Annotated in this window: 25 protein-coding genes and 1 tRNA gene; 4 read left to right on the top strand and 22 right to left on the bottom strand. The window is 38.5% G+C overall.

The annotated features are described in order from the left end of the window. Position 1: 1 nt before the first annotated feature. From L0657_RS19620 to tgt, 20 genes are all read right to left on the bottom strand, one after another. Positions 2 to 1,135, bottom strand: coding sequence for a glycosyltransferase family 4 protein (locus L0657_RS19620; protein WP_235152454.1), 1,134 nt, complete (start codon positions 1,133 to 1,135; stop codon positions 2 to 4). Beyond that, positions 1,104 to 2,195 carry a glycosyltransferase gene (locus L0657_RS19625; RefSeq protein WP_235152455.1) on the bottom strand — a complete coding sequence of 364 codons (1,092 nt, stop codon included), beginning with the start codon at positions 2,193 to 2,195 and terminating at the stop codon, positions 1,104 to 1,106. The genes L0657_RS19620 and L0657_RS19625 overlap by 32 nt, the downstream gene beginning before the upstream one ends. Further along, positions 2,192 to 3,076: a hypothetical protein gene (locus tag L0657_RS19630; protein ID WP_235152456.1), complete on the bottom strand. Its 885-nt coding sequence runs from the start codon at positions 3,074 to 3,076 to the stop codon at positions 2,192 to 2,194. Before L0657_RS19630 ends, L0657_RS19625 begins: the two co-directional genes overlap by 4 nt. A 59-nt stretch (positions 3,077 to 3,135) precedes the next feature. Next, positions 3,136 to 4,428: a hypothetical protein gene (locus L0657_RS19635; RefSeq protein ID WP_235152457.1), complete on the bottom strand. Its 1,293-nt coding sequence runs from the start codon at positions 4,426 to 4,428 to the stop codon at positions 3,136 to 3,138. A 30-nt stretch (positions 4,429 to 4,458) separates the two neighbouring features. Further along, positions 4,459 to 5,409 (bottom strand): glycosyltransferase family 2 protein, encoded by a 951-nt coding sequence (locus tag L0657_RS19640; RefSeq protein WP_235152458.1) that lies wholly within the window; start codon positions 5,407 to 5,409, stop codon positions 4,459 to 4,461. Further along, the gene (locus L0657_RS19645; protein ID WP_235152459.1) at positions 5,406 to 6,383 is read right to left on the bottom strand and encodes a glycosyltransferase family 2 protein; all 978 of its coding nucleotides are present in this window, start codon (positions 6,381 to 6,383) and stop codon (positions 5,406 to 5,408) included. Before L0657_RS19645 ends, L0657_RS19640 begins: the two co-directional genes overlap by 4 nt. Further along, on the bottom strand, positions 6,368 to 7,240 hold the full coding sequence (locus L0657_RS19650) for an alpha-1,2-fucosyltransferase (protein WP_235152460.1): 873 nt from the start codon (positions 7,238 to 7,240) through the stop codon (positions 6,368 to 6,370). Before L0657_RS19650 ends, L0657_RS19645 begins: the two co-directional genes overlap by 16 nt. Before the next feature lie 3 nt (positions 7,241 to 7,243). After that, positions 7,244 to 8,461: an ABC transporter ATP-binding protein gene (locus L0657_RS19655; RefSeq protein WP_235152461.1), complete on the bottom strand. Its 1,218-nt coding sequence runs from the start codon at positions 8,459 to 8,461 to the stop codon at positions 7,244 to 7,246. Positions 8,462 to 8,535: 74 nt separating this feature from the next. Then, positions 8,536 to 9,390 (bottom strand): ABC transporter permease, encoded by an 855-nt coding sequence (locus tag L0657_RS19660; protein ID WP_235152462.1) that lies wholly within the window; start codon positions 9,388 to 9,390, stop codon positions 8,536 to 8,538. After that, positions 9,383 to 10,618 carry a glycosyltransferase gene (locus tag L0657_RS19665; protein ID WP_235152463.1) on the bottom strand — a complete coding sequence of 412 codons (1,236 nt, stop codon included), beginning with the start codon at positions 10,616 to 10,618 and terminating at the stop codon, positions 9,383 to 9,385. The genes L0657_RS19660 and L0657_RS19665 overlap by 8 nt, the downstream gene beginning before the upstream one ends. Positions 10,619 to 10,631: 13 nt before the next feature. After that, complete coding sequence (locus L0657_RS19670) at positions 10,632 to 11,468, bottom strand: SDR family oxidoreductase (RefSeq protein WP_235152464.1); 837 nt, start codon at positions 11,466 to 11,468, stop codon at positions 10,632 to 10,634. Next, complete coding sequence (locus L0657_RS19675) at positions 11,465 to 12,430, bottom strand: Gfo/Idh/MocA family protein (RefSeq protein WP_235152465.1); 966 nt, start codon at positions 12,428 to 12,430, stop codon at positions 11,465 to 11,467. The genes L0657_RS19670 and L0657_RS19675 overlap by 4 nt, the downstream gene beginning before the upstream one ends. Further along, positions 12,427 to 13,152 carry a cytidylyltransferase domain-containing protein gene (locus L0657_RS19680; RefSeq protein ID WP_235152466.1) on the bottom strand — a complete coding sequence of 242 codons (726 nt, stop codon included), beginning with the start codon at positions 13,150 to 13,152 and terminating at the stop codon, positions 12,427 to 12,429. The genes L0657_RS19675 and L0657_RS19680 overlap by 4 nt, the downstream gene beginning before the upstream one ends. Further along, positions 13,149 to 14,030: an N-acetylneuraminate synthase family protein gene (locus tag L0657_RS19685; protein ID WP_235152467.1), complete on the bottom strand. Its 882-nt coding sequence runs from the start codon at positions 14,028 to 14,030 to the stop codon at positions 13,149 to 13,151. The genes L0657_RS19680 and L0657_RS19685 overlap by 4 nt, the downstream gene beginning before the upstream one ends. A 27-nt stretch (positions 14,031 to 14,057) precedes the next feature. After that, positions 14,058 to 16,478 carry a tyrosine-protein kinase gene (locus L0657_RS19690; RefSeq protein WP_235152468.1) on the bottom strand — a complete coding sequence of 807 codons (2,421 nt, stop codon included), beginning with the start codon at positions 16,476 to 16,478 and terminating at the stop codon, positions 14,058 to 14,060. A gap of 4 nt (positions 16,479 to 16,482) precedes the next feature. Next, positions 16,483 to 17,217, bottom strand: coding sequence for a tyrosine-protein phosphatase (locus L0657_RS19695; protein ID WP_235152469.1), 735 nt, complete (start codon positions 17,215 to 17,217; stop codon positions 16,483 to 16,485). After that, complete coding sequence (locus tag L0657_RS19700) at positions 17,217 to 17,972, bottom strand: polysaccharide biosynthesis/export family protein (protein ID WP_235152470.1); 756 nt, start codon at positions 17,970 to 17,972, stop codon at positions 17,217 to 17,219. Before L0657_RS19700 ends, L0657_RS19695 begins: the two co-directional genes overlap by 1 nt. A gap of 46 nt (positions 17,973 to 18,018) precedes the next feature. Next, on the bottom strand, positions 18,019 to 19,125 hold the full coding sequence (gene glf / locus L0657_RS19705) for a UDP-galactopyranose mutase (protein ID WP_235152471.1): 1,107 nt from the start codon (positions 19,123 to 19,125) through the stop codon (positions 18,019 to 18,021). 147 nt (positions 19,126 to 19,272) lie between these two features. Beyond that, the gene (locus tag L0657_RS19710; protein WP_235152472.1) at positions 19,273 to 20,727 is read right to left on the bottom strand and encodes an OmpA family protein; all 1,455 of its coding nucleotides are present in this window, start codon (positions 20,725 to 20,727) and stop codon (positions 19,273 to 19,275) included. 224 nt (positions 20,728 to 20,951) lie between these two features. Continuing rightward, entirely contained in the window at positions 20,952 to 22,085 is a 1,134-nt protein-coding gene (tgt, locus tag L0657_RS19715; protein WP_235152473.1) for a tRNA guanosine(34) transglycosylase Tgt, read from the bottom strand. 115 nt (positions 22,086 to 22,200) lie between these two features. On the opposite strand from tgt, the gene L0657_RS19720 reads away from it, so the two are divergent. From L0657_RS19720 to L0657_RS19735, 4 genes are all read left to right on the top strand, one after another. Further along, entirely contained in the window at positions 22,201 to 23,331 is a 1,131-nt protein-coding gene (locus tag L0657_RS19720; protein ID WP_235152474.1) for a glycosyltransferase, read from the top strand. Further along, positions 23,322 to 23,942 (top strand): 16S rRNA (guanine(527)-N(7))-methyltransferase RsmG, encoded by a 621-nt coding sequence (gene rsmG, locus L0657_RS19725; protein ID WP_235152475.1) that lies wholly within the window; start codon positions 23,322 to 23,324, stop codon positions 23,940 to 23,942. The genes L0657_RS19720 and rsmG overlap by 10 nt, the downstream gene beginning before the upstream one ends. A 41-nt stretch (positions 23,943 to 23,983) precedes the next feature. Beyond that, entirely contained in the window at positions 23,984 to 24,265 is a 282-nt protein-coding gene (locus L0657_RS19730) for a hypothetical protein (protein WP_235152476.1), read from the top strand. A gap of 85 nt (positions 24,266 to 24,350) precedes the next feature. Then, positions 24,351 to 24,424 (top strand) — tRNA-Asn (locus L0657_RS19735). A 202-nt stretch (positions 24,425 to 24,626) separates the two neighbouring features. Here L0657_RS19735 and L0657_RS19740 read toward each other — a convergent pair. After that, a complete protein-coding gene (locus L0657_RS19740; protein ID WP_235152477.1) occupies positions 24,627 to 24,881 on the bottom strand; it encodes a hypothetical protein in 255 nt (84 codons plus the stop codon). Positions 24,882 to 25,087: 206 nt separating this feature from the next. Beyond that, complete coding sequence (locus L0657_RS19745; protein ID WP_235152478.1) at positions 25,088 to 25,312, bottom strand: hypothetical protein; 225 nt, start codon at positions 25,310 to 25,312, stop codon at positions 25,088 to 25,090. Positions 25,313 to 25,794 lie beyond the last annotated feature (482 nt).

Here is a 25,794-nt window from a genome sequence, read left to right on the forward strand (position 1 = left end):
CTCATGATTTGTATTGATTGAGAATGTTCAGAAAATTGTTTAAAACTTGTGTCTGAGAAAAGTGGGATTTAACAAATGCAAAGCCATTTTTTTGTTTTTGCAATCGCTGTTCGGGATGTTCAATTACATATTGAATTGTTTGTGCAAGAATCTCCGGGTTTCCCGGATCCACCATCCAGCCATTATTCCCCCCATCTAAAACTTCTGGTATCCCGCCGACATTCGTAGAAATAACGGCTAAACCATTTGCAAGTGCTTCTAAATTCGCAACGCCAAAGGCTTCCATACGCGACGGAACAACAAAAAGATGACTCGCCTTCATATAGTTTTGAACTTCGAGCTGGTTTTGCAGTCCGACAAAAATGATGTTGATATTGGAAGAAATATTTTTTTCGAGAATTTTTTCTTTTTGGGAATGCGGAGGGCCAATGATCTGTAAATCAAATTTGTATATTTTCAACATACCAAGTGCACAGATCAGATCAAAAAGCCCTCCGCGGATATAATCTGATTTAACAAATAGTATTCTAATAGGAAAGTCAGAATTAATAGTCCCAAATTCAGGTACGCTGTTAATCCTGACACCTTTGTGTAAAATGTGGAGTTTAGCATCTTCGGCACCATATTTTTTTATAACTAAATCAAACAAATACTTCGAATTAACAATGATACCACTTTCAAACCTGCATGCTAACTTCTCTAAATGGTGAAAGATCACATGACGAAGCCAAGTTCTTGAGTTATCAAAATTCATTTTGGAAACGCATAAACTATTATCGTCGTTGATCATCCCTAAAACAGGAATATCCAGTGTCAAAGCTGACCAGATTCCCGTTATTGCGTTGTTAAAAACTACGATATCAAATGCAAAACTTCTGCGAATCCTGACGCAGGCCTTGTAATATGGAAACATCCTATACACAAATCCCCAGAATTTAGTGAAAATATTAAGTTGAAGGTCAAGTCTGATCACATGCTCAGATTCATGATTTTTTGCTCCAACGGATACGTTTTCAGTCAAAATCTTAATCTCGACATCATGAAACATTTTATTCATTTCGAGCAAATAATTAGCGAATTTTGAAGGACCGTTGGAGACATCCTCAAATGTATTCGTGACGAAAAGTATCTTCATTTGCTGGGATTTTTACCTTTTGGAACAATGTCAGTAAATCGAAGTAATACGCTGAATCTGCTATTTTAAAGTTCTGATTTCCAATTGAATCAAGATCAAGCTGTTTAGCTCTGCACATAAGATCAGCGAGTTGGGTCGAATCCTCGAATAGAAGAAAATGCTGGTGAGCCAGCAACGAGCTAATTGCTTCCGTAGCTAACGTGATGACCGGTTTTGCAAAAGATAAAGAAAGATCGATCGATCCTGAATGATCTATTCTGGTGAATGGAAGCACGACAATATCAGCGGCGTTGAAAAAATACTGAACGCTGTCTTTCTCAATAAACTCATTGTGCCAGATAATATTAGGGTGTATGGCCGACAGATTTTTTAGTTTTAACAAATATTCTTTATCAAGATTTTCACCGGCAATGATTAAATAATCGTTGTGCTTAATTATTTCTAAAAATGCCCGGATCAGGTCTTCGATGCCTTTATAAGGCTCAATTCGACCGAAAAACAGATATAGGAAATCTTTTTCCTTGAAACCCAGATTAAGCCGGCTGTCTCTTTTTGTTGATGTGTTCGGGTAATAATGATGAAAAGGAACATCCTGAATTACAAATATTCGCTCTGGCGAAATATTGAATATTTGTATAATCTCTCTCTTTACCGCCTCGGAATATACGCGAATTTTGGTACAGCGTGAAAGGAAAAAACAATAGATGACCTTTTCCAGTTTTAAACTTAACCCTTTGTGGTTCTGGATATTGTGAACTGTATGTATGATCGGTATGGCCTTGATGTAATGCAGATAAATAATTTCCAAAAGGAAAACTATCGATTTTAAAAGAGTTGTCAACAAGCTTTTGCCCAAAATAAAACTGTGCACCCAATCGAAGTAAACTACGTCTGGATTCGTTTTATTAACCGCGGAGTATATGCTAAACAGTTTTAATTTTTGGGCAACAAAAACATTCAATCCATTCTTTCGAAGGAAATCGATCAGTAGATACTGAAAAGGGTTTTTCGTACCTGCGTCTGGTAAAATCAGAATTTTCCTGAAATAAGTATGTGTCAATGCGTGCGATTTTTTTGCTTTATGATATAGTCAAGTCCTTCCAACTCATACCCATAGCGAATTCTTCCAACATAATGTTTGCATATACTCGCCTCCGGATATTTCTCAAAACTGACATCATAGCCAGTTGGGAAATGTTCCGTTTTGGCGTCAGAAGTTCCTGCGAGCATCGCGCAAATGGTTTGTTCCAGACGGTAATCCGATAAATAAGGAAACAGAAAGCTTTGTTTTAACCATGATTCAATCCTTTCGAAATCAAAGTCCTTCCTGTTCATTGCCCACAAACCTGAATTAATTTTTGACGGAATTTTAATCCCTAACGCTGCATAAATGTTATCTGGATTTGTTACATAGGCGTTTGCGATATCTTTGTTAAAAATATTTGACTCCGTTTTCTCATTCAACGATCGAAAGAATTCTGCCGGATATTGAAAAAATAAAATGTCAGAGTCCATATAGCCAATGCGTTCATGTCCAGAAAAAAGGGGAACGTCTATCAGCTTCATGGCCAAAACCTGCTTCCTGCGAAATTTCATCATGGCAGGAAAAGGCAATAGCGCCTGTTCAATGATTTTATCCGCTATTTTCCTTCGAATGAGTTTAATGCCAGGCAAATAGGTATTAATTTTTGTTTCGATCTGATCGTCAATTGACCCGTCATCATGGAAAATAAATTTGTGTCCTTTGTTGCCTAAATAATTGATCATCATAGCAGAAATTATTGCCATTTCATGATCTCTTTTACAAATCAAAATATGGATACCTGGTTGATTTGGATCTTCATTTCTGAAAATTAGCATATCTCTTAACATTTTCTGACGAAGTTGTTTCCGACCTATCAGACGCATCTCATTCAGCAATCGCAGTGATATTTTGCTCACAATATTAGAATGTGAAACCAAGGGAACCAGAGGTTTTGAGATCAGTTTTATCTTCAATTTTAATGCAATTGTATAAGATCCAGTAGTTTTTTAGACAGGGCTTCAAAGGATTGAAGCTTCATCATGTTTTTAAGTTTTTCGTTGTTGTATAAATCCTTTTTTTCTGAAATATTTCTTAGGACAACCGACAATTCTTCTTTGTTTTTTATCACGTTGGATCCTGTTCCGCTGTTAAGATATTTGTCGTTTTGGTATTGATGAACAAACCCGTCTAACAGTTTATCCTTTTTAGAATCTGCGAAATCAATCAAAAAAGAAGGCGTGTCAAAATAGCCGGCTTCATATCCCATAGTTGTCCCAAAGTGAAAAAAAACCTGTGCGTCTCGGATTTTGATAAACTTTTCAATTCTGGAATCGTTGCTTTGGTTTGACTGGACATCATCCAGTATTACGTTGGAAAATTGACTTAGAGAATCGTACACACCAGCGTTTTTCATAAATGGATATGGCCTGATCACAAGCTTCCATTGAGGCAAAATCTCCAAAAGTTGTGCTGCAATCTGCCCGCAATATTTAATTTCTTGTCTTGCTAAACGTTCATAACCTGTCGCACAGCCCAGATATATATAAGGAGAATTGATGGCAGGCGGATGTTGAAAAATTTCGTCGGAGGCGAAAAAACCGTTGATGTAGGCAAATTGTGTTGCTCCCCAGACATGAATTTTCTTACGGTCAATTCCTTGTAAAAGAATTAAATCATCTTTTATTCCAGGATTCCAGACCAAATAATTTACGCGTTTGCTGAACGTTTTCATTTTACAAGGATGATCCCAGCTATACACATACACACACAATGGTTTGTTTTGTTTAATGATTTTTGCAAACATCCAGTCGTGATAAATTTCAGTGAAACACAAAAAAACATCAATTTCAGCCGATATTTTTAAATGAGATTTTATCAATAATAAACCATTCAGAAAATGATCATATGTTAGAAAATCAGGTGTTACTTTGCACATTTGGAGCAAAAAACTTGTTATGAATTGTTGTGCGGTTTTCAGATCAGGATTTAATAATTTAATCCGTTCGGTCATATAGTAGTTATACCGGCTTTCAGGAATTTGTCCAAAAAGAAGATACAAGTATTGCCAAAGTATGATTAAGGCCTTCTTGAAACCGCTAAAATCTGGGATTTGAATAACCTGAATCTCGGCCCCCAATATTTTCTTGAACTTGCCTTCATCATTTTGACGGGTATAGACAATGATTTCATGTTCAACTGCCAGACGCCGAAGCACCTCGACGATGTCCTGCCTTGAATCCAGATATTGCGCAAGGACACCAATCTTCATAAGTCAGTCGTTACAGTTAAAAAAACATGTTTACTGAAAATTCCGCGATAAAATTTTATACAAACATTGATATCCTGCTTTTTTGAAAGGGTGCGATTTTATGGCGTCCAACGCGTACGATAAGGCTTCAAGCCAATGTCCATTTCGCCTCGCACGATAGGCGAGATGCCTTTCCCAGAAAACGGGATCGGTTGCTTTTTTTCTTTTAATTAATGCGTTGAGAAAATCAAGAAGCTGGCTTTCATAGGCCGGCTGTAAAACATCAATATTTTTTTTACGCCTGCATTGCGTTATAAAACAGATATAGTCCCAAAAGAAATAATTGTACAGATGTTCTAGTTTATTGTCGTTTGACATCGACTGATCATGTTGACGATAGCAATAAAGATATTCATCGCCATTCATCAGCAGGTGTTTTTCTGAAACCCTGAACAACCAATCGATATCCTGAGCTCTGGTTATAAACATTAGATTCCGAAAAGGTATTTCGGTCACATTTCGGCGCATCATTAAAGTTGCAAAAGTGATATCCGGCCTTGAATAATTGATGAAGGACTGATTTAATTTATGGGCTGATAGCTCAGAATGTACGTTTTTTCGTTTTTTATTTGAATAGAATTTAATCAAATGTGACCCAATTAAATCATACGCTGGGTTCGCTTCAAGAAGTGCAACAAGCTTTTTGATCCTATCAGGCTGAGCCAAATCGTCGGCATCCTGAATCATCACAAAATCTCCTGAAACAACACTGAACAGTGAATTCATGACAGCCGGATATCCTTTATTCTCGGAATCTTGGTGGAGGATAATTCTTGAATCTGTAATCGTCTTAATTTGATTGACCGTTTCATCAGTTGAGCCATCGTCCCAAATTATCAATTCAAAATGGGTATAGCTTTGAGCAAGTATTGAGTGAATAGACTCCCGTATATAATTGGCACAATTATAGGCCGGCATCACAACGGAGACAAGCCATTTCATACAGTTTTATCTGGTGTAAGATGGAGTATGCATTTCGAAATAATTCTGTCGATAATCTTGACTAGAAATAGCAGTATGGTGAATCTTTTTTCAATAAAACTATTCATTATCAATAGGTTATTTCGCATTCGCTGCTCCATAACTATTTTGTTATCAACAGGAATGGTTGCATTTTTTACTACTAAAAAACATAACAAATTGTAATAAAAGCAGCTTTTAAATGTTCGGATACCTTTGAAATAATCAGATTCGTCAGCGTTTAGCTTTTTATTTAAAACATATTCAAACCAGTCCTTTTGCGTTTTAAGAGCAGATTGTTGCTGGTTTGCCTGATGTATACGACTGTCATTCGACAAATGAAATCGATAGTAAACGAGCGTTTCTGGCAGACAATAAATCTCCGAATATTTTGAGATGTCCAGCCAAAGTTTGTAATCTTCGGCATGTGGATAATCCGGATTATATTGGAGCGCATGTTTGTCTAGAACAGATTTTCTGATGAACGCTGTCGATTGTCCGAAAGGTGGCGCTGTCATCAGTTTTGTGAAGGTCGAAACGGTGTTACAGGCATTTTCAAAATGACCTTGTTTGTCACCAATAAATTCCATGACTGCCCCGCAAACACCAGCAAGGGGGTTTTTTGACATATATCCATACTGTTTCTCTAACCGGCCCGGAAAACTGACGTCGTCAGAATCCATCATCGCGATATATTCGCAACGTGCCTGCTGCAATCCAAAATTCCTGGTGCAGATGATACCAAGGTTCTCGGAATTCATGAAATATCGAATCCTGTGATCTGTAATCGACAGAATAATTTTCTCACTATCGTCAGTGGAGCCGTCATTAATTATTATCAATTCGAAGTCTCTAAAAGTTTGACTAATTATGCTGTTTATCGCTTCAAAAACATATTGTTCGGAATTGTAAACCGGCATAATTACGCTGATTTTCGGAATTAAAGCCGTATCCATGTTTCCGGTACGATAGTGGAAGATTCACTTTCTGCTTTTTCGTCTGCAAACCAGCGTTTGGGTGTTATAACTATTTTTTCGTCATGGGTATTCAACCACGCACCCCACCAGCTAAAACTGCTGTTGGCGATAATATTATGTTTGCATAAGCTCATCAACTGTAAATCTTCTGCTTCCGAGCCTTCAATAAAATAAGTTGGAAATGACAGTTTGAGATTCTGTTTTGCCCAAGAAATATCATCGGAGAAAATAAAAAAATGTGGATCGGTTTGTCTGTCTGCTATATAATGGATTGCGTTTTGATAGTATTGAAGTGAACAAAGACCGTGAAAAAAGCCGACTTCCGGATTTGTAACATAGTCTCCGCGGCGAACATGTAAGCTGACAGCATTACATCCCTTAATCTTATCCGCCATGTGATTTTTGACCTTCGTCTTGAATTGTAAAGTGGTTCTTAATTTGGATTCAATTGTTTTGAAATAAAACTCCGATTGAAAATATCCTTTCAAATAAGTATTTTTAGAAGTATTCTGCTGTATTTCAAAGTCGTACAAAAGCGATGTTTCGTTATAAATGGTCCATTGTCCCGACGGCGGCAAAATTTTCTTTATTGTCTTTTGAAATGGAACTGACCTGGTATTTAAGATAATTTCATCCCAAAAAGTTAATTGACCAACAGAAATATCGAAAATGTCAAGAGCATATTGCCGCAAAGTATGTTTCTGGTTCATATCCTGCTTTTTGAGAAAACTTAGATCAAAAGCCACTTTTGTATGATGGAAATCTGCCAGCGCAAGTGCTGCGGCATATTGAAATAACTGATTCCCCAAACCACCTTGCAACTGAACACAGATCATATTTTATCTGAAAATCTGATTAATCTGCACGTCCATTTGATTTAGAATCAAACCGACATTTTTCGTTTTAAGAAAGGTATTATCTAGTGGATTTTCTTCAAAAGAAATGTAGATATCCGTATCGATGTACTGAAATGTATGGTTACTCCTGGAAAGTGAAACGACGATATGGTAAGTGCCGGCACTATAAATAATTTCGTTTTCAAAAAAGACAGCTTCAAAAAAACCAGGATTAAGTTTAAAGGGCTTTGACCAGATTGTCCGAACGGGAATGTTGTCTGCCGTAATAAGACCCACAGAAACGATCAGATCGGAAACCGGATAATGGACAGCAATACCTACTTTAATCTGCCATTGGTCCGTTATCAGAAATGAACTTGCCAGGATATTCTCAGTATCAGCAAATTTTATATAGTTGATTGATGCAATTTGAGATTGATTATTCTCAAAATAGAACTCGCTTTTTCCAACCGCAAGATTATTTAGATACCCATTTACAACCTCCTCAGTGTTTCCTTCAAATTGAACCTGACCCTTTTTTAGAGAAATCGCCCGTGAACAGAGCGTCTTCACGGAGGCCATATTATGACTTACAAAAATGACTGTGCGTCCGTCGTTCTGACTTACCTCTTTCATTTTGCCGAGGCATTTTTTCTGAAAATTGATATCTCCAACGGCCAGGACTTCATCGATAATTAGTATTTCTGGTTCAAGATGGGCGGCAACTGCAAAGGCAAGTCGTACATACATTCCGGATGAATAACGTTTCACGGGCGTGTCAATGAATCTTTCCACTCCGGCGAAAGCAATAATTTCGTCAAGCTTTGCCTGAATTTCTTTGTTTCGCATACCTAAAATGGCACCGTTTAAAAAGATATTTTCCCGTCCTGTTAAATCCGGGTGAAAACCTGTGCCGACTTCCAGTAACGAAGCAATTCGTCCTCTGATCCTGATTCTTCCTTTGGTTGGTTTTGTTATCCGTGATAATATTTTGAGCAATGTAGATTTCCCGGCACCATTTCCACCAATAATCCCCAATACATCTCCTTCTTTTATTTCCAATGAAATATTTTCGATGGCCCTGATTTCTTTTTCCGGCTCTTTTTCTTCACTTTTCAACCGGCACCATTTTGATAAATCACGGGAAAGCGAACCGGTCGATATTTCTCCCAGTTGATAAACTTTGCTAAGATTCTGTATATCAATGACGGTTGGCGACATTTCAAACCCAGTGATTTTACATCTTAGACTAGGGTTTAGGGTATCAGGTCACCAAATTATTGTTCCGATAAAAGTCAGACAGTATCTATGAAATTCTTTTCGACCTTATTGAAAATCATGATACTGAACAATAAACTGAATATTGTTATTAAGGCACTATATATCAAATAATTGATTGAAAATACGCCTTGCCCAGTAAATGAATATCTAAACGCTTCGATAATACTTGTAACTGGATTCAGCAGCATGATCCATTGGTATTTTTCAGGAACAATATTGAGCGGGTACACAACCGGTGTCGCGTACATAAGCAGCTGTATTCCGAATTGGATTAAAAAACGGAGGTCGCGGTATTTTGTCGTCAGAGAAGAAATAAAAATTCCACAGCTAAATCCAAATCCCGACATCAGCAGGATGTAACAAGGGAGAAAAGTTATTGTCCAGTTTGGATGAATCGCGGATTCCAATCTAAGCAGAAAATAAAGCCAGACTAATAAAAATAAAGCAAACTGGATCAGGAATTTTAAAAGTCCGGAAATGACAATGGAAATAGGCGCGGCCAGCCTTGGGAAATATACTTTTCCAAATAAACCCTGATTGGAAATGAACGTCTCTGATGTTTTGATAAGGCATTCCTGAAAGTAATTCCAGATTGTAATTCCGCTCAGGTAAAAGAGTATTTTGGGCATACCATCCGTAGAAATATTGGCAATATTTCCGAAAATGATGACATACATCGCCGTTGTCAGTATCGGCTGGATGAAAAACCAGATCGGCCCCAGGATCGTTTGTTTGTAGGTCGCAGTCAGATCTCGTTTGACAAAAAGTAATATCAGGTCGCGATACTGCCAGAGTTCCCGCCAGTCAATTTCGAATAATCCTGTCGCCGGAACAATTTCAATATCCCAGACGTCTTTATTTTCAGCCATGGTAGATGTTATTTTGTATTAACCACTTTTCTAAAATCCTTGCGTTTACCTGAATCTGATGTGTTTCATCATGCCATTTTTTAGCATTGTTTCCCAGACGAATGCGCTCCGACGGATTGTCGTGCAATCGAATAATTGCCTTTACCATACCATCAAAAGAATTTTCGATAATGCAATTTTGGTTGTGTACCAATCCATCAATTCCAGCAACTGAGGCCATATGTGCAACTAACACCTGCCCGTAATTCATTGCGACGGAATAACGGGTTCTGCTTCCTGTCGCCTGGTCATAAGGTAAGATATGAAGGTCATAAGGGTGCAAAACAGATTTTAAGTCATCGACAAATCCTTCACAAATAACGTTCGGCTGATTTAATAATTTATATAATTCCATGTCGCAGCTGTTTGTCACACCAATTAAATGAAGCTGAAATTCAACCTTGTTTTGTAGTTCAGGAATTATTTTAATGAGTAAGTTTCTGATACCAACCCGGTTTGCAGTGGCTTTTGGAGACCCAAGATGAATAATTCTTAAAGGCATTTGCAATACACTGTTTTCAGGAAAGGGATGAATCGGGTATAACGTTGGTAAGTATAAAGTTGAAACATTTGTATTAAGCTTTTGAATTTCTTGTAATTCGTTTGAAGCACCGCCAACAACGTATTTTCCAAATTGCTGAATAGCTTTTTTCTGAATGATTTGTAATAAAAAGGACTGGACGAAATCTTTAAATTTTCGTCTGCGGATTAAAATAAGTTTCCATAAAAAATCGTGATGGCTGTAAATTACTTTGCCTTTATAACTTTTTAGATGCGTTACGAGTAAGAAAGATTCGAGATGTTCAGCCCAAATGATATCAGGCTGTAATTCATAAACAAGATTTTGTAATACTGACAAATTCTCCGGATTGACGGACGGGAACATGTGTGAGCAGCGAATTTCGGATTTTGGACTAAAAATGTACTCATAGACAGTTTTATAAAGCAACGATCTGGCTGGCTTACAGGGAAACTTGACGCTTAACAATGACATATTTCTAGACTTAAATTCAGGAATTTCTATCGTATTTTGAGAAACGGAATCCGAACTTGCCGGGAAACACAACAGATAAATTTCAAGATTTTCAATCTCATTCAACAGCATCAGATGGCTTGTTTTAAATGATGCTGCGCCGGAATGATCGAAACTGAAAGGTGATTCATCAGAAATGAATAAAAGTTTTTGCATAGCTACATTCAATTTACCAGGCAGTCCAGCCGCCATCAACAGTCAACAACGAACCTGTCATATAACTCGAAGCGTCAGAAGCGAGAAAAGTGAAAGGGCCAATCAATTCCTCGCGCTCACACATTCGACCTAACGGAGACAACTTTGCGAAATTTTCGACGAATTTTTTGCCGTGGTCGTTAGCTATTCCATGCGGAACTATGGCATTGCAGCGGATATTGTCATGAGCATAAAAGGTTGCTAAATACCTTGTGAAGTTTGGAATAAAAGATTTGGAAGCGACATAGTCAACGGGCTTAAATTGCGGTTTTTGGTCGCCGTAATCATATAAACTTTGGTTCGGAGCTACGACGGAATATGTTGAAGCGACGTTGATAATATTTCCAAAACCTTGCTTCATCATAACCCGGCAGACATGCTGCGTGATCAGAATTGTCCCCGTAAGATTTGTTTCTATGGATTTTTGAAGGAGATCAATAGGATAGTTTTCAAACCGACTTTGATTTACTGACCCTGGATGTATTTTGTCAAATTTGGCGTCTATAGCAGCATTATTAATCAAAACATCAAGTCGGCCGAATTTTCCCAGAATGGTATTTATTGCATTTTGGCAGCTTTCTTCATTGGTAATATCCAGTTGTTGTAACAAAAAACGATCTTCGGTAAAACGCCTGGTAAGCAGATTTTCAAGATCACCTTTTTTGTCCGTATCAATGTCGGCGAGTATTACAAGCGCGCCTTGTTCCAGAAACGACATGGCAATCGTTTTGCCGATCATACCAAAGGCTCCTGTAATCAGAATTATTTTTCCTTCAATTGAAAGTGAATGGTGCGTGTTGTAATTTATCATGATTGACAAATGGATATGATTAGTTCAGATTCTTCAATGGATTTTAGAGCTTTTTCAAGGTATTCTCCCTTTTGGATCTGGTGGAAAAAATCGAGTGTCTGTGCCTCATAAAGTTGATTCCTGTCAAAGTCAGAAAGAGACTGCGTAATCGTTTTTCCATCGGAAAAAGTGATCAGTTCAGATTTGTAATAATTCAGTTCCATAAACCCTTTCTCAAAATCGAACCGATACCATCGCCTGGGAATTCGATTATGGAAATCGAGGTGACACTGAGCCGTAATCTTATTTTTGTAGTTTATTAATATATCCGCAGAAGATTCAACATCCAGCTCAGGCATCTGCTGATAATTCTTAATTGTTTGCCAGGTATCGACTGGAGAATTTGCGAGCCAGTTTAACACATCAATATCATGGCTTAATGTCAATGCAGCTCCTCCGCCAAAATCTTTTCGCGCAGCATACGATATCCGATAATCTTCCCATGGATGCCAGTCGGGCAGATACTCGCTCCAACAGGATTGCATGCTCAATAATTTACCCAACTCACCAACATCGATTGTTGCTTTTATCTTTTGCAAATAGGGATGGTAACGCAGCATATAGGCAACCTGAATGTAGGTTTTGTGATGTTTAACAGCTTGTTTAAGTTCATCAAAGCCTGCCAGACTATTTGACAAAGGTTTTTCAATCAACACTGCAATTCCGAGTTTTGAGCAAAATAACGCTTGCTCCAAGTGCTGGGAGGTGGGTGTGCAAATAATTGCAGCGGCTGGTTTTATCAGTTGGGTTTTATTGATTTCTGTAAAAATGGAAACAGTATTTGACTCAATAATTCGAAAAGGCAGTTGACGCTGCCGGTAAACCCAGATGTTACTGAAACCTAGTTTTTGGAGTATTGATATATGTCTTTCCCCGATGGAACCGGCACCCATAACCAGAATTGGATCAGTTCGTTTGATCATGGCTGAAACTTTATACAGTTGTAATTTCGAATTGCATCTTCTGCCCGCTGAAAACTTGATAAATCGTCGATATCAACAGCAAATTTTTGCTCAATGATATAGGGAATAATTTTTTGCCCAGACATGGATTGATCTTCAATAATTGTTTTTGTTTTAATGACATCCAGCGTACCTGTTTGCCAATAAACGACAGGCAGGTTTTGTCTGGGCTGATTGTAAGGTTCAGGGTTTTGTTCAGTTCTTAAAAGAGGTTTAATATATTGATCCTCATCGATCTGCCACATTTTGTAAGGCGTGTGAAATGCTTCCGTTACAAATCTCAGGCTGTCAGCTGACGAGTTTTGTAATTTTTCGATACTGTCATGAATGTCGGACAGGAAGCGGATAGGAGAGGTTGGCCTCAACTGCACAACCAGATCGGGAGAGTAGTTTTCATGTTTTTTCAACCATTTGAGCGCATGAACAAAAACTTCCAGATCTGTGCTGAGATCTAACGCATATTGGGCAGGTCTCATGAACGGAACCTCTGCGCCAAATGCTAAGGCTATTTGTGCGATTTTTAAAGAATCTGTGGACGCAATAACCCTTGATATCAAAGGAGAATCCAGGGCCGCTTTGATGCTGTATGCGATTAAAGGATAACCCGCCAGCAATTTTATATTTTTTCCTGGAAGCCCTTTACTTCCTCCCCGTGCCGGAATAATAGCCAGAACTTCCGTCATGATACACGAAATTTAAGCTTTTCCAGCTGTGGCTTTTCGATTTCCAGTATATCGTTTTCCTTATAATTTAATGCTTCATAAGTATGATGCAGATCACGAACCAATTTCTGCAAACCCGGAACTTCCAGCGATGCCGCATGGTCGGTACCTTTCCACGTGCGGTCTTTTGTAAAATGGCGTTCGATCCATTTCGCTCCGAGCGTATATGCCGCAACATCGACCGCAATTCCAAGGTGATGCCCGGAAAAACCTATTTCCTTAACTCTGTTTTCGAAGTGAAAAAGCAGTTTTCGAATTTCCAGCAGGCAGACATCCGAAAATCCCACAGGGTATCCGGATGTACAGCTGTATAATACCAAGCGATCATTTGCATGATCTTTTTCTTCAAATAACTTTACGATAGACTCAATCTCTTTCCAGGTTGTCATCCCAACGGATATGTGAACTCCGCCCATATATTGATCGCGAAGCAGGGATAACATTTCAACATGATTGTTGCACGCCGCAGGTACTTTAATATATTCAGGATTGAGATTTATAATTTCTCTTGTAGAGGTAATATCCCAAACGGAACTTGTGTAGCCGATACCAAGGGATTCCGCATATAATTTTAGTTCAGCATGTTGGTCAAATGAGAATTCCAATGCGTTTCGATGTTCGCCATATGTCGGGCCGTAAGCATGATAAGCGACAGGATGCGGAGCGTGAAATTGATCCCTGGAAAGCAATTCAGTCACATTCCGCTTCTGGAATTTTACATAATCAGCGTTACAAACCTTAGCCAGACGGATTAATTCTTTTGCGATAGAAAATTCCCCCTTATGGTTGCAGCCAATCTCGGCGACGATTTTTGGTTTTTGATACTCTAAATAATGCATAGCCCGTGTGTGTCATAAGATCGAATTTTACCTGGTTACGTTAAGTATTTCCTTTATTCTTTTCAGTTTACCCTTTTTACGTTCGTTGGGCGGATCATTGTCGTAAGTGTAGTCGTAACGATACTGACTATATCCCTGATAATTCGTTGAAGATGAAGTAATAGGGCTATAAAGTTCATCTGGATAAAAGTCGTTCACGAGTACCTGAATATTTCCTGCATTGTAATCGGCGGCGAGCTGTGAAGGAAATTTATATGCTTCCTGTTCGGAATACAACCACCTTAAAATGAATAATACCAGGTGACTTTCAGCAAGAAATGGAATATTGTCCGACACTAATCCAACCGGAGCAGTATCCAGAATAACGTAATCGTATTGGATACGGCAATAGCTGAGCAATTCCTGAAATCGTTCTCCTTGCAGTAGCTCGGCCGGATTAAACGGCGGAGGGCCGGCCTGAATATAATCCAGATTTGAAATCACGGAAGTTTTAATCGGTTTCCCGGAGTCTGCTTTTTGTAAATACAAACTTAGCCCATCCTGATTGGTGTCATTAAAAAACTGATGCAGTTTAGACTTTCTGAGATCGCAACCAATAATAATTACCTTTTTACCAATCTTGGTAAGCGACAAAGCGAGGTTGATGGAAATAAAAGTTTTGCCTTCGCCAGCCTTTTCAGAAGTAATAAGTATTTGTTTTCCAGCTTCGGGATGAAGCTCATGATTAATTTTCAAAAAGCTGATTCTGGTTCGTAAGGCACTCACAGATTCAGAAAAAACCGACCGATCCGATATCAAAGTGTTTAGATTATGTTGTTGTTGCTTGTCTTGCCCGGAAGAAAAATGATGAATCAATCCTAAAAAATTTACAGAATCTGATTTTAAAATCAGATCAATTCGGGTAAATTTTCGATTGAAAAAACGGGTGAAGAAAATGGAAGACAGCCCAATCAGTAACCCGGCGAAGATTGATACTGTAATTATTTGTGTAGGTTTGGGTGAAACTTTCGCTACTTCCAACAAGGTGATCACCCGGAAAGACGGCAACATACCAGCCCGCACAATTGAAGATTCGATTTCTTTATTGAGCAGTAATGAATAAATGTTTTTGTTTACTTCAAAACTGCTTTGCAGATATATAAAATTCTTTTCCAGCGCCGGAATCTGATTAAATCGCTTTTTAAGTGAAATGATATTGGTATCCAGAATTTTGAGTATACCGGCATTTTTTTGTTTTTGAAGTGCAATATTTTCCAAAATCTGTATCCGGAATTTTCCCAATTCCTCATCCAGATTTCTTACCGCCGGTGCCTTTGCACTATACTTAATAAGCAAATCTTTTCTTTTGGAAATTAAAGTGTTAAACTGTTCCAAAAGGGCTATCAGAACACCGTCGGTGGTTCCGTCCAACCCGACAGAAAGATAATCGACAGGTTCGAAGGTATTTCCGAGATTATTTTCCAGCATTGAAATATAAGCTTTTTGGATCTCGGACTCATTCCGCCTTTGATCCAAATTTCTTGTTTTTACAGCAATTTCACTGGTTGAATTGCTGATGTCAAGTACCTCATTTTTCTGCTTGAATATTTCCAGTGCCCTCGCCGCATCTTTTAATGCCGAGGCATACACTTTCACCTGGTCATTTATGAAACGCAATGTCAGGTCAGAGGAGCGCTGTTTTTGCCGGAGGTCATATTCTTGATACGATTCTAAAAGTTTCTCCAAAAAATCTTTGGCAAACGGTTTGTTGTGATGTTCAAATGCAAGTGTCAAAACCGGCATTTCTTCTTCCACTTCGATAAGATCAATATGTTTAATGAAATCCTTAGCCAGTCCACTTGGATTATTAAAGACAAATTTGACTTCGTATTCATGCTTTGGATTAACTTTTTCAATTAGAAATGTCAACCCCGGAACGCGGTATACTGTGCCCGCTTTGATTTTCTTTTGGTAAGAAGCTTCATAAGAAAGTTCACTTTCCCGATCAAGGAGAAATATTCCGTTAGTGAATTTTGAAGGATCGAAGAAAAGGACTTTCAGCTGAAATGGCCTTATAGGATAAATGTCAATTTCCCTGAAATCTTTTAGCCGATAAAATGTAAATGGGTTATCAAGCTTATTTAACGCAGTTTCGACAACTTCCTGCGACTTGACATTGTACTTTTCAGTGAGGTAGTCGGCACTTCCGCTATTAATCAAAAACGTAGGTTCTGGGCCCGTGATTTCATCCAGCTCAGACTGTTTGTTCAGATATTTAAGGTTGATATTCGCGACATATTTCGGAGTAACCAGCTTTAAATATAAAAAACAAAGAAGTCCAAAAAATAAAAGTGATCCTGCCACCCAATACCAGCGGCTAAGAATCACTTTGAAAACCTTTTGAATATCGAGGGAGTCAGAGTGATTTAGAAATTCTTCAAAAAAAGCACTGTCATTCCCTTTATTCATACGATTAATCGGATTGTAAAGTATGATTAAGCAGTTTTATATCCTTCAAACTTTCGAAGTAAGGATTCTCAGCTGCTTGTTTTATATACTTATACTGACCAATCCGGTGAAGGTCACTTCCCAAAGCTCCAATCCAGCCTTGTTGAATTAATTTTTCAGCCATAAACTGTTCTGTGGGGCCATAGGCGCCACCAATGGAAAGGATATTTATTTGGAAAATTACATCCAGTTCATGTATTTCATCATAACGTTCCGGGTTATCATGCCACGCCCGATATCGCTCCGGGTGAGCGACAACGGGTTTATACCCTTTCAAGATCATTTCTTTCAAAATGTCTGGAAAATAAACCAGATCGTGTCGTAAGGATGTTTCAACTAGCACGTGATTTCCGGCAAGAGGAAGTATTTCGCCTTTGTCAAGCAGCGTCAGGAAATAATCGTCAGCAAAATATTCTGCGGCGTATTGAATCGTTAAATCCGGATATTTCTCGTTTGTCACCGTCGTAAGCTGAGACCAGGCTTTATGAATGGATTCCTGTGTATTTACAAAAAAATCCATGCGGATGTGTGGCGTAGCAATAATTTTCCGGATACCGGCACGGTAATGCGCGTCAATTAATGCCAGACTATCATTAAGATTTTGAGCTCCGTCATCAATCCCGGGTAAGACGTGCATGTGCAAATCCAGTCCGAGTGTTTGCAAGATTTTAGAATCAGAATCTATAATTGCAGGAATCATTATTTTCTAAGATTTATAACTAGAATAGCCAGATTGAGCGCTATCAGTATGGGTTGAATGAGTATTAGCTTTCGGGATAATTTTACCGATCGCATGCCTTCCCGGGAAGGTGGAATGTAAATGATATCGTTGTTATAAACGGTAAGATTCATGATTCTCGGATCTCCGAGCTGTTGAAAGTCGTACTCAATAATTTTTTGTTCCTGCCCATCGCCACGGATAATTTGAATTTTTTCATCGGCTTCATTGAATTTAATCCCACCCGCTTTTGCCAGGACTTCACCCAGAGATTGTGTTTCTTTATCCAAAAGAACAATGCCTTGGATGTTACAAGCGCCAAGAACTTTGACCCTTAAATTCGTTATCTCAATCTCAAAAATGGGATCTTTTATTATGTCGTGATAAAGCTTAGCCAAAGAATCGGCCAGTTTGCCGCGTGTTAGTCCTGAAACCTGAATTGTGCCAATTTCAGGAAGTTTTATCGTACCATCCTGATGGACGCTCGCAGCATAACCACTTTCAGAATTTTGGGTATTTTGCGTTTTAACAGGATCAGGAAACAGCGACGCGGACCAGTTCAGATTACTTATTAATAATTTATCGCCAGATTTTATTAAGTATGCTCCCTTATCTTGCTGAACAGGATTGTCAGTAAAAGTTTCTGAGACTATGCTCGGAGAATTCCGGATGGAACTACATCCGAACGCAATTACCAGCAACAGCATAGCTGCGCTGGTCGCGAAAATAATCTTCATAAGTAAGTGCCCAGGGGCTGTATAGTGTGTGTATTATTTTTATGCTTTATTCACCAAAATGAACGCTAACTTTTTTCAATGCGGAACCGATAACCTGGTGCATATCGTAGTAGCGGTATTCCGCAAGGCGGCCTCCGAAAATTACATTTTTTTCATTTGCTGCCAATGCTTTGTACTGACTGAAAACGGCCGTGTTTTTATCATCATTTACCGGGTAATATGGTTCGCCACCCTTCGTCCATTCTGATGGATACTCATGAGTAATCACCGTTTTTGGCTGAGTTCCAAATTCGAAATGTTTGTGCTCGATAATTCTCGTAAATGGCGTTTCTGCGTCAGTATAGTTGATAACAGCGTTTCCTTGGTAATTTTCCTGATCCAGTAGTTGGTTATCAAATCTTAAACTACGATATTCTAATAAACCCTGGCTGAAATTAAAATATTCATCAATTTGACCGGTGTAAACAATTGTTTCGGCCAGCGCACTAAGTTCTTCGCGATTGGCAAAAAAATCAGTATCAAGTCTTACCTCAATACCTGCAAGCAACCCTTCTGTGAGTTTGTTATAACCACCAATTGGTATGCCCTGATACTTGTCGTTAAAATAATTATTGTCGTATGTAAAACGGACCGGAAGCCTTTTGATAATAAAATCAGGAAGTTCGGTTGCCTTTCTTCCCCATTGTTTCTCAGTGTAGCCTTTTATCAGTTTTTCGTAAATATCTACACCTACTAATGAAATGGCCTGTTCTTCCAGGTTTTTAGGATCTGTGATTCCAGCCTCTTTTACCTGCTCCTGAATTTTTGCCTTAGCTTCTGCCGGGGTGCGCACCTTCCATAACTGGTAAAAGGTGTTCATATTAAAAGGCAGATTGTAAAGTTCGCCATTATAATTCGCAACCGGAGAGTTTGTATAGCGGTTGAATTCAACAAAAGAATTTACGTAATCCCAGATATCCTTATCATTAGTATGGAAAATATGTGCCCCGTATTTGTGTACGTTAATCCCCTCAACATTTTCGCAGTAGGTATTTCCACCTGTGTGTGTCCGTCGGTCAATAACCAGACATTTTTTACCTCTTTTAGTAGCTTCATGCGCAAAAACAGAGCCCCAGAGCCCTGCACCCACTATAAGATAATCGTATTGTGCCATGCGTAAAATAATATGAGTAATTTTTATTGAAGTGATTGTGTGATTTCTTGTTTGATATAAAAAACTAATACCAACGCAAATCTAGTGATTAGAAATAAGAAAGGCTCCCATCGGGAGCCTTTCTTATTTCTTGAATTATTTTATTCCTTATGGAAGAAGTTTCAATTCTACACGACGGTTTTTCAATAGACCATCACGTGTTGCGCCATCAGCGATTGGTTTGAATGAACCGAAGTAATCAACAATTACTTTACTTGGATCTTTCAAGCCACCTTCATTGATAAGGTAGTTTTTAACTGCATCTACACGACGGCGAGAAAGTGCCATGTTGTAACGATCTGTCGCACGACGGTCCGCATGACCAGCCAATTGCAGACGGCATCCGTTTTTGTTCATCAACATTGCAACGTTTTTCAACATTTCCTGGAATTCAGGTTTAAGAACGTTTTTGTCTGTATCAAACTGAACGTTTGCAAATATTTCGCTGCAAGCTGCTCCTGTTGCAAGTGCGTTTTTCACGTAAGTGTCAAAGTCAAGAACACGACCGCTACCATCTACGATACTTCCTGCTGGCGAATTTGGCTCTTTATCGAAGAAGTCAGAAACACCGTCACCATCTGTATCAAGTAACAATCTTGGATCGATATCCTTCGGACGGTTTGCTTTTGCAACTGAGTCCATTTCTTCAAGTGTAAGAATTTTAACAGGCTTCAACAACACTTTTGGATCTGTGTAACGAAGGTGATAGAATCCATCTTCTGGCTTGTAAGCCCATTTTCCGTCTTCTTTCTTAACTTTAAGTGGTTTTTTACCAAGTTTGTAAGTAAGAACAACCGAACCGTATCCGTAGCTATCCAATTCAGAATTTCCTCTACGAGAAGTTGGTGCATCTTTGATAGAATTCAAATCAGCATTTCTGTCGTAGTCACCACCCCAGGTAGCATCTAGATAATCAGAGTTTGTGTAGTTAAGACGGAAGTCAAGACCAAGATCCAAACGAGGAGTAAGTTCGTAACTTACATTAAGACCTGTTGGGATAATCCAGTCATTTTTCTTACCAGTTTCGCGAACCAATGGGCGAGTTCCTGAAAGATCAAATGCTTCCGAATCATAGAAGATTTGGCCAAAACCAGCATAAGCATCAACTTTCCAACGTTTCATCTTATTAGGTCCCATCAAAAGACCTTTAAGATTTACCGTTCCTGAAAGAGATACATCCTGATAAGTTCCTTTAAAGTAACGGTTGTAATTACGGCGTTTCATACCTTTCAATGTACCGATCGATCCGTCAAGACGAGCTCCGAACCAGTATGAAAGTTGTTTGTTAATCGTAATGCCTCCTTGAAAAGATCCTGATTCTTTGCGGCTGTCGTCGCTGTCTTTGTTAACAGGCCAGAAATCATATTCTCTCAAATCACCGAAAAACATTGATGGTCCACCATGAATCGCGATAGACCACGTGTTCATTTTGTAAGGTCCGTCATAGGTAGCTTTTGGATTGTAATCCGGAGAATTCGGTTGCTCTAAGGGCTGTGCAAGTGACGGCAAAGCCATCAATGACCCCAAGGCAAGCGAACAAATCAACTGGGATACTTTTTTCATACTATTCAAGTTAGCGTTATTAAGATTAACTAGGATTGATCGTTAATAATCAATTTATAATAAAAACAATATTTTTTCGTGGCCAGATATTCCCTTATCAAAATGCCTAGTGGGCACAAAATTAGGTTAACAATATCATTTTACCAACCTCAATTTTCGAAATACAGCAATAAAACTGTAATTAAACCAAAATCTTTTCGAAAGAAATGTTCTTTTTCTAACTTTCAAAGACGTTGCATCAATTTTTTTTCAATTTCTTTCTTCCAGGTTGTGAAACTTCCTTCTATAATTTTTTCTCTTGCAGTATTTACAAGCCATAAATAAAAAGTGAGATTGTGAACACTTGCAATTTGAGCTCCCAACATCTCCTCTGATTTCACCAAGTGACGAAGGTACGCTTTAGAATAGAATGTACTCACATAACCCCCAAGATTTTTGTCGATCGCTGACAAGTCATCTTTCCACTTTTCATTCTTTATGTTTATTATGCCTTCGGTAGTAAAAATCATGCCATTACGCGCATTCCGGGTCGGCATTACACAATCGAACATGTCTACACCCAGGGCTATGCATTCAAGGATATTGGCAGGTGTGCCGACACCCATCAAATATCTTGGTTTGTCTTTTGGCAAAATATCGCAGACAACTTCGGTAAGTTCGTACATTATCTCGGCAGGCTCACCCACCGACAAACCGCCGATGGCGTTGCCTTCTCTTTCATAGGATGCAATTACTTCCGCGGATTGTTTCCTAAGATCTTTATATACACTTCCTTGGACAATCGGGAACAATGTTTGACTATGCCCATACAACGGTTGTGTTTCATCAAAACGACTACAGCACCTGCCAAGCCAACGGTGAGTCATTTCCATTGAATTTCTGGCATATGTGAAATCGCAGGGGTAGGGGGTACATTCGTCGAAAGCCATTATAATATCTGCACCGATTGTACGTTGTATGTCCATAACGCCTTCGGGTGTAAAAGTGTGTATCCCACCGTCAATGTGTGACTTAAATACCACACCTTGCTCGTTGATTTTTCTCCCCGTGCCTGCCAGAGAATAAACCTGATATCCGCCGCTGTCAGTTAGAATTGGTTTGTCCCATCCGTTAAATTTATGCAGTCCACCAGCCTTTTGTAGAATATCTAGTCCTGGACGAAGATAAAGATGATAAGTATTTCCTAATATAATCTGTGCTTTAATATCTTCTTTCAGCTCCCGCTGATGTACAGCCTTCACAGTTCCTGCGGTACCAACCGGCATAAATATCGGCGTCTGGATAGTCCCATGGTCTGTTTCCACAACACCGGCACGTGCTTTTGATTGTGGATCCTGAGTTTGTAGCGTAAACTTCATTAATGTATTATAAATTATGAGTCTGCAAAAATAGGTGGAAGGGGACAAACAATCCTGACAATGACTGTATATTTGTAGAATTACATATGGAAAAATTTTACAACCCCTCTTTATCGTGACGGATTCTCTACTTTATGCGCTTTGCGCATTTGTTCTGATTCAGCTGTTTTATTACCTTTTTATTTTCACGCGTCTGGCCTTTTACGGAAAGAGTACGAACTATGGAAGTGATTCACCTGGTGTAACAGTGCTGGTTTGTGCCTTGAACGAAAAGGAAAACCTGATGGAATTGCTTCCGCTTCTTGATGCGCAGGAATATCCTGAGTTTGAAGTGATCCTTTTAGATGACAGGTCGGACGATGGCAGCGAAGATTTCATGCGTGAAAACATTCACGGCTGGAAACATATCCGATACATCAGGATCAATGATGAATTTAGTCACGTCACACCAAAAAAATATGCTTTAACAGTTGGAATGAAGCAGGCAAAATATCCGATTGCATTAATGACCGATGCAGATTGCCGTCCAAACTCGGTGCATTGGATAACTGCTATGACTTCTCAGATCAGCGAAGAAAAAAATATTGTTATTGGATTTTCCCCCTATGAGAAAGAATCCGGATTGTTAAACTGGTTCATACGCTGCGAGACATTTTATACTGCAGTTCAGTATCTGTCTTTTTCTCTAGCAGGGCTAACCTATATGGGAGTTGGGAGAAATATAATGTACAAGAGACAAGTTTTTTTTGAGAATAAAGGATTTTACAGACACCGTCATATCATGGGCGGGGATGATGATATTTTTTTGAATGAGGTATCAACGAGTACAAATACAGCCATAGCCATCGAGCCGGAATCTTTTGTTTATTCCAAGCCAAAAATTACCTGGTCAGCTTGGTTGCGGCAAAAGAGGAGACATTTGGCAGTAAGTCAGTTTTACAGGAAACGAAATAAAATGATGTTGGGCTTTCTCTCGTCCTCGCATGTTGCTGTTTGGTTCCTGTCTTTTCTAACATTAGGTTTTGCCTTATTTAACCATGACATTTTACTTCTTCAGGAATTGGGCGCCGTTGTAGGAATTCGCTGGATTGTTCAATGGATACTCTTTTTTATTATCAACAGAAAACTTGATCGTACCGTCGAATGGTTTAGTTTTTTGTTAATGGATTTTGCATTTTTTATTTATTATGTCTTCTTCGGATTTTTTGTAATGACAAGAAGAAAACCACGAAATACATGGAATTAATCTTAAAATATTTTCCTGACCTGACCGAAACTCAGATTAAGAAATTCACGAAGCTGGAAGAATTATATCAGGACTGGAATTCGAAAGTGAACGTGATATCACGACAGGATATTGATACCTTATATGAACGCCACGTTTTGCATTCTTTGGGGATTGCGAAAGTTTTACAGTTTAAATCCGGGACCTCTATACTGGATGTAGGAACTGGCGGCGGTTTTCCCGGAATTCCGCTCGCCATTATGTTTCCTGATGCACAGTTTCATCTGGTCGATAGTATTGGGAAAAAGATCAGGGTTGTTCAGGAAATAGCCAGTGCCCTAGATTTGAAAAATGTAAAAGCAGAACAGATAAGAGCAGAAAAGCTTGAAGATACTTATGAATTCGTGGTTAGCCGCGCTGTAACCCGGATCACGCCATTTGTTGGGTGGGTTCGGAAAAATATCAGCCGGAATTCATTTCATTCGTTGAGGAACGGTATTTTATACTTAAAAGGAGGTGATCTGGCGGAAGAGTTGGCGGAGTTGAATATGAAAACACGTACATACGATCTTTCTGACTATTTTACCGAAGAATTTTTTGAAACAAAAAAGGTAGTATACGTACCTTTGTAAGCATTTTTAAGCAGCGTAAACTTTTTCTAAAAAGAATATATATGAATGAGCGTTTTAAAGCCAGCGGGCTAATGAATCCAATGTTTCCGGATGAAGTAACATTTGGAGAAAAGGGAGTAACTTTTACAGTGAAGAAACTTTTCAGAAGTACAGATAATTTCGTTTTCTATTCTGATATTTCAGGCGTGGAAATCGAGAATAGTATGCTGTTTTCGACAATTCGGGTTATTCCGCGGATGCGTCCTGAAATAATTATTAATAATTTTTCGAAGGCAGATGCTAAGAAAGTCAAGGAGTTAATACTGCAACAGGTTCAAAGCTAAAAAATATTTTTACCTGAGACTTGCGTCATATTTATCGAACCGCTATATTTGCACCACAATTCAGATATACAATCGGATTTGAAATTCCTGAATAGCTCAGCCGGTTAGAGCATCTGACTGTTAATCAGAGGGTCGTTGGTTCGAGCCCAACTTCGGGAGCCCTGAATGACAAGCACTTATCAATTTTTGGTAAGTGCTTTTTTTGTTCCTCCAAAAAATTTGAGACACAATTTGATACACAAGTCTTTTCACTGCTCTATTTCGTCACTTTTGAACCATATAGATTCACATTAATTTTTATTTAAATAATAACTTTTCCAATTTGTATAGAATCATTGTAGTGATGTTTAATACTCGGTGATTATTGATTTTCTTGACACTCTTCGAATTCGTTCTGAGATTCTTCAAGATCATCTTCTAATTGTTGGATTTGTTGAAGTGCTTCTTCGTAATTAGATTCCAACTTTTCTTTTTCATCTTCCAATTTCTTCTTTTCATCAGAACATTCTTCCAATTCGACTTTTAATCTTTCACTTTCGGAATTGCAACTTCCTATACACACAAGTGTGCTCAATACAAGCAATCTTACAAAACTTTTCAATAGAGGTTTTCTCATTTTTGTTAACTCATCTGTAGTTGGTAGAAGTCATGCGTCAAAAAATTCCTTATATCTTTTAGTTCTCTCTGTCCGCATATATGACAAGTGAACCTTGATCTGAGGTTTCTTTTAAGGGTTGGTAATTCACTACCCAACCAAGGCATTCAGCATAATACGAACGTTGTTTTGGTTGGGTTGTATTTAGACTATTGAGTATTTCATACTTAGTCTTTTTTCGTATCATTATATACGAGTTCGATAAGTTTCCCCTGAGATTCAGTTTCGCCAAAAAACGAATAAATCACGTAGTCATCCTCTCTTATTTCTTCCAACTGTACATCCACAATATCTCCGGGCTTAGCAGTACCGATATACTTGAGGATTTTATTTTTCACGGTCAGTGGAATTGCCGATAGGTAATCTTCCACCTGAACTATTTCTGCGATCATTTTAACATTGATTTTAATTAATAAATATTTATTTAACTCTTGTAACTTCTTCTTTGTCAATGACAACTACAATTACTTCATTATTTTGAGGATACAATTTCCATATTCCATCAGACTCATACTCGTTTTCATACCAACGATTAATCTCCAGATATTTTCTCATTTCTTTAAGTGTAGCTCCTGAGCTATCATCCTGAAGGTCATATTTTAAATTCAATTCGTCACGAGCAGCAACTTTTAATCGTGTCGTCTAACCCTCAAGTGGGTCATCGAATTTATCTGCGCGATTAAAGAATAAGATTTGTTTTCAAGAAGCATACAAATTGGGTAAAATCAAAATATCTCTAAAGTTTGAAATCGTCATTATCTGGTTGTATAAACGAGGGATGTTCCTTGTACATAATTTAAGTCCAATATTTAAACTTTTCCGGCCAACCAAAACAATATCCATAAACAGTTATTTATTCTGGTATGGTGACAAT

It is taken from the genome of Dyadobacter sp. CY345, from assembly GCF_021502725.1.
In the GTDB taxonomy this organism is placed as follows: domain Bacteria; phylum Bacteroidota; class Bacteroidia; order Cytophagales; family Spirosomataceae; genus Dyadobacter.

Bases quoted from the DNA above. Each gene is read 5' to 3' on its own strand.
- rsmG (WP_235152475.1), top strand. From the start codon at position 23,322: ATGGAATTAATCTTAAAATATTTTCCTGACCTGACCGAAACTCAGATT.
- L0657_RS19710 (WP_235152472.1), bottom strand. From the start codon at position 20,727: ATGAAAAAAGTATCCCAGTTGATTTGTTCGCTTGCCTTGGGGTCATTG.
- L0657_RS19620 (WP_235152454.1), bottom strand. From the start codon at position 1,135: ATGAAGATACTTTTCGTCACGAATACATTTGAGGATGTCTCCAACGGT.
- L0657_RS19640 (WP_235152458.1), bottom strand. From the start codon at position 5,409: ATGAAATGGCTTGTCTCCGTTGTGATGCCGGCCTATAATTGTGCCAAT.
- L0657_RS19650 (WP_235152460.1), bottom strand. From the start codon at position 7,240: ATGATCTGTGTTCAGTTGCAAGGTGGTTTGGGGAATCAGTTATTTCAA.
- L0657_RS19655 (WP_235152461.1), bottom strand. From the start codon at position 8,461: ATGTCGCCAACCGTCATTGATATACAGAATCTTAGCAAAGTTTATCAA.
- L0657_RS19665 (WP_235152463.1), bottom strand. From the start codon at position 10,618: ATGCAAAAACTTTTATTCATTTCTGATGAATCACCTTTCAGTTTCGAT.
- glf (WP_235152471.1), bottom strand. From the start codon at position 19,125: ATGGCACAATACGATTATCTTATAGTGGGTGCAGGGCTCTGGGGCTCT.
- L0657_RS19660 (WP_235152462.1), bottom strand. From the start codon at position 9,390: ATGGCTGAAAATAAAGACGTCTGGGATATTGAAATTGTTCCGGCGACA.
- L0657_RS19645 (WP_235152459.1), bottom strand. From the start codon at position 6,383: ATGGATACGGCTTTAATTCCGAAAATCAGCGTAATTATGCCGGTTTAC.
- L0657_RS19690 (WP_235152468.1), bottom strand. From the start codon at position 16,478: ATGAATAAAGGGAATGACAGTGCTTTTTTTGAAGAATTTCTAAATCAC.
- L0657_RS19675 (WP_235152465.1), bottom strand. From the start codon at position 12,430: ATGATCAAACGAACTGATCCAATTCTGGTTATGGGTGCCGGTTCCATC.
- L0657_RS19730 (WP_235152476.1), top strand. From the start codon at position 23,984: ATGAATGAGCGTTTTAAAGCCAGCGGGCTAATGAATCCAATGTTTCCG.
- L0657_RS19635 (WP_235152457.1), bottom strand. From the start codon at position 4,428: ATGAAGATTGGTGTCCTTGCGCAATATCTGGATTCAAGGCAGGACATC.
- L0657_RS19680 (WP_235152466.1), bottom strand. From the start codon at position 13,152: ATGACGGAAGTTCTGGCTATTATTCCGGCACGGGGAGGAAGTAAAGGG.
- L0657_RS19745 (WP_235152478.1), bottom strand. From the start codon at position 25,312: ATGATCGCAGAAATAGTTCAGGTGGAAGATTACCTATCGGCAATTCCA.
- L0657_RS19670 (WP_235152464.1), bottom strand. From the start codon at position 11,468: ATGATAAATTACAACACGCACCATTCACTTTCAATTGAAGGAAAAATA.
- L0657_RS19685 (WP_235152467.1), bottom strand. From the start codon at position 14,030: ATGCATTATTTAGAGTATCAAAAACCAAAAATCGTCGCCGAGATTGGC.
- tgt (WP_235152473.1), bottom strand. From the start codon at position 22,085: ATGAAGTTTACGCTACAAACTCAGGATCCACAATCAAAAGCACGTGCC.
- L0657_RS19740 (WP_235152477.1), bottom strand. From the start codon at position 24,881: ATGAGAAAACCTCTATTGAAAAGTTTTGTAAGATTGCTTGTATTGAGC.
- L0657_RS19695 (WP_235152469.1), bottom strand. From the start codon at position 17,217: ATGATTCCTGCAATTATAGATTCTGATTCTAAAATCTTGCAAACACTC.
- L0657_RS19700 (WP_235152470.1), bottom strand. From the start codon at position 17,972: ATGAAGATTATTTTCGCGACCAGCGCAGCTATGCTGTTGCTGGTAATT.